Source organism: Wolbachia endosymbiont of Drosophila bicornuta, assembly GCF_028982105.1.
GTDB classification, from domain to species: domain Bacteria; phylum Pseudomonadota; class Alphaproteobacteria; order Rickettsiales; family Anaplasmataceae; genus Wolbachia; species Wolbachia pipientis.
The window spans coordinates 1-2716 of record NZ_JAPQLF010000048.1; the positions used below are offsets into that span (position 1 = coordinate 1).

5 protein-coding genes and 2 tRNA genes are annotated in these 2716 nt (G+C 37.1%); 6 read left to right on the top strand and 1 reads right to left on the bottom strand.

The window, feature by feature from the left end; translation table 11 throughout:
- Window positions 1-101: 101 nt before the first annotated feature.
- Window positions 102-174: transfer RNA gene (locus tag OZD68_RS00790), tRNA-Gly, on the bottom strand.
- Between the two features lie 172 nt (window positions 175-346).
- Here OZD68_RS00790 and OZD68_RS00795 point away from each other — a divergent pair.
- The 6 genes from OZD68_RS00795 to OZD68_RS00820 all read left to right on the top strand — a co-directional run bounded on the left by OZD68_RS00795 (window position 347) and on the right by OZD68_RS00820 (window position 2716).
- A complete protein-coding gene (locus OZD68_RS00795) occupies window positions 347-967 on the top strand; it encodes a ribonuclease D (RefSeq protein ID WP_275008748.1) in 621 nt (206 codons plus the stop codon).
- A 116-nt stretch (window positions 968-1083) separates the two neighbouring features.
- Window positions 1084-1407: a thioredoxin gene (gene trxA, locus OZD68_RS00800; RefSeq protein WP_182309578.1), complete on the top strand. Its 324-nt coding sequence runs from the start codon at window positions 1084-1086 to the stop codon at window positions 1405-1407.
- Window positions 1408-1449: 42 nt separating this feature from the next.
- Window positions 1450-1526: transfer RNA gene (locus OZD68_RS00805), tRNA-Ile, on the top strand.
- Between the two features lie 78 nt (window positions 1527-1604).
- Window positions 1605-2261 carry a CADD family putative folate metabolism protein gene (locus OZD68_RS00810; RefSeq protein WP_182309585.1) on the top strand — a complete coding sequence of 219 codons (657 nt, stop codon included), beginning with the start codon at window positions 1605-1607 and terminating at the stop codon, window positions 2259-2261.
- A 39-nt stretch (window positions 2262-2300) separates the two neighbouring features.
- Entirely contained in the window at window positions 2301-2537 is a 237-nt protein-coding gene (locus OZD68_RS00815; RefSeq protein WP_259366045.1) for a dihydroneopterin aldolase, read from the top strand.
- Window positions 2462-2716 carry a hypothetical protein gene (locus OZD68_RS00820; protein WP_220468145.1) on the top strand — a complete coding sequence of 85 codons (255 nt, stop codon included), beginning with the start codon at window positions 2462-2464 and terminating at the stop codon, window positions 2714-2716. The genes OZD68_RS00815 and OZD68_RS00820 overlap by 76 nt, the downstream gene beginning before the upstream one ends.

Consider the following 2716-nt stretch of genomic DNA (forward strand, 5'->3'; position numbering starts at 1 on the left):
CTGCAGATTGGCGAAAGCAAATACAATAGCTTCAGTTTCGTGATAATGGTGCTAGCGGAGTTTGTCAAGGGATTTTTGACGAAATGATTTTGAAAGCAAAGAGCGGGAGAAGGGGTTCGAACCCTCGACCTCAACCTTGGCAAGGTTGCGCTCTACCAACTGAGCTACTCCCGCAATTAAATTAACCTAAATTTACTTAATTATAGGCATATACAGCGATTTGTAAACCCCGTGTACATGAAAAATGTGAGAGCCCATAAATTTGCGTGGTTCCTTCTATGATCTTTTCGTATACTTAAGGCTCATTTTTGATTATCATAAGTTTTTAATTATTCCACAAAGCTTTATGGGAATATTTTTATATAAAGACGACTTGCCAGCTAGTTCAATACCAGATGATGTAAGGTCTATAGCTGTTGATACCGAGGCAATGGGGCTACTTCATAGCAGAGATAGATTATGCCTTGTGCAGCTCTCTTTTTATGATGGCAACGCTCACTTAGTTCAACTCAAGAACGATTATACAGCGCCAAATTTGAGAAAAATATTAGAGGATAAAAATATAACTAAAATATTTCACTTCGCGCGATTTGATGTGAGCATAATACGTTATTACTTGGAAACTTGGGCACTTCCCTGCTATTGCACAAAGATAGCTTCACGTCTAGTTCGCACTTACACAGATAATCATAGCTTAAAAGAGTTGTGCTTAGAGCTGCTTGATACCAAACTAAATAAGCAGCAGCAATCTTCTGATTGGGGAAATGAAAATTTAACAGACAAACAAAAAAGTTATGCTGCATCTGATGTTTTGTATCTCCACAGGATAAAGGAAAAGCTAGACTTAATGCTGGAACGTGAAAATAGAAAAGAATTGGCCCAAAAGTGCTTTGAATTTCTTCCTACTCGTATTGAGTTAGACTTAATGGGTTGGGAAAACGTGGATATCTTTAACCACCAGATGTAATAGAAGTTTTTTGTTTGTGCAAAACACTTTAGGGCAATTTTTCAAGCTCTGCGGTAAGAATTTAGTTGATTAACTGCTAATAGATACGCTATATTTTACAAAAATTTAGGTATTTTATGAGTGATGATATTACATCGGTAAATGATCAAAATTTCAAATCTGAAGTCACTGACTATAAAGGGTTCGTGCTGGTAGATTTTTGGGCAGAATGGTGTGGGCCATGCAAAAGTCTAATGCCACGTATAGAACAATTGGCTAAGGATAGAAAAGGCAAGATTAAGATCTGCAAATTCGACATAGATGAAGGGACTGAAGTGCCAAGTAAGTATGGAGTGCAATCTATACCCACTTTAATCATATTTCAAGATGGTAAGGAAATTGCACGCAAAATTGGTGCAACAAATGGTTTGTCAAGTTGGGTTGATAGTGAAATAAGCTAATAGACAAATTTGCTTTTGTGTGTATTATAAATATTGATAAAAGGGATTGTAGCTCAGTCGGTTAGAGCAGTTCGCTCATAACGAATTGGCCGTAGGTTCGAGTCCTACCAGTCCCACCATTGTATTGATCTTAGCATGATCGTAATAATGAGAAAACTATAGTATATGAACTATATATTAATGTAATGGGGGAAATGATGGAATTTACTAAGTCTCTAAATAACAAGTTAGATGAATTGCACTTACTAAATCATCTATTTTACCAGTCATGGAATACAGGAAGCTTAAGCTTGCAAGCTTTACAAACCTATGCTAAAGAATATTATCACCACGTTGCTGCGTTTCCTCGTTACATCAGTGGTATACATTTTTTGTGCCCAGATCTAAAAATGCGACAGGTTTTACTTGGTAATTTAATAGAAGAGGAACAAGGTGATGAAAATCATCCAGAATTATGGCAACGTTTTGCTGAAGGGCTTGGCGTTGCGCGATCTGATCTTCGTGAAAGTGCACAGATTAAAGAGACACAGGAGTTAGTTGATGGTTACTTTGATATTGTAAGATCAGGTTTTGCGGCAGGTCTTGGAGCCTTGTGCGCTTACGAACGTCAAACTCCAGAGGTTTCCAAGTCTAAAATTGAAGGTTTAAAAAAACACTATTCAATAAGTGATGAGCGTTCTCTTCAATTTTTTACTGTCCATATGCATGCTGATGAATGGCATTCTGAGGAATGTGCAAATCTTATTGAAGATCTAGATGAAAAAGAGCAAGATAAAGTTATGCAGGGTGCTCAAAAGGGAGCAAGGCTCTTGTGGGGTTTTCTTGATGGAATGATGAATGCTAGCGTGTGTTAGTAGTTGTAAGTAGCTTAAACTCAGTGATGTTGGAATGCAATGTCTGCATGTAATCTTCTTATATCTGACTTACGGCTTTGGGTTCATTTAGGCTATAGTGCAGAAGAGAAGTATCATTCTCAATTAGTTAGTGTTAATATTGATTTTACCTTTAAATCCCACCATTTAGGACTTACAACTGACCGGCTTGAGGATACTATATGCTACTTGGAGGTAGTTCAGAGTATTCAATCTCTCGTTCAAAGCAAGCAATTCAACTTAATCGAGCATTTATAGCTCTTTTTACAATAATCCGAACAGATCATAATATGCTACTGCTCTACCATAGCCATAAGCACATATCTTATCCTATTCGGACTATTGCGAGAAGTGCTATAACTCATGATATATATAGCCTTTCTTATAATAGTCCGAATGCGATAAGATATGTGTTTATGGCTATAGCAGGCCAGTAG

Coding starts and splice junctions, on each gene's coding strand:
- OZD68_RS00795 (WP_275008748.1), top strand. CDS start 347: ATGGGAATATTTTTATATAAAGACGACTTGCCAGCTAGTTCAATACCA.
- trxA (WP_182309578.1), top strand. CDS start 1,084: ATGAGTGATGATATTACATCGGTAAATGATCAAAATTTCAAATCTGAA.
- OZD68_RS00810 (WP_182309585.1), top strand. CDS start 1,605: ATGGAATTTACTAAGTCTCTAAATAACAAGTTAGATGAATTGCACTTA.
- OZD68_RS00815 (WP_259366045.1), top strand. CDS start 2,301: ATGTCTGCATGTAATCTTCTTATATCTGACTTACGGCTTTGGGTTCAT.
- OZD68_RS00820 (WP_220468145.1), top strand. CDS start 2,462: ATGCTACTTGGAGGTAGTTCAGAGTATTCAATCTCTCGTTCAAAGCAA.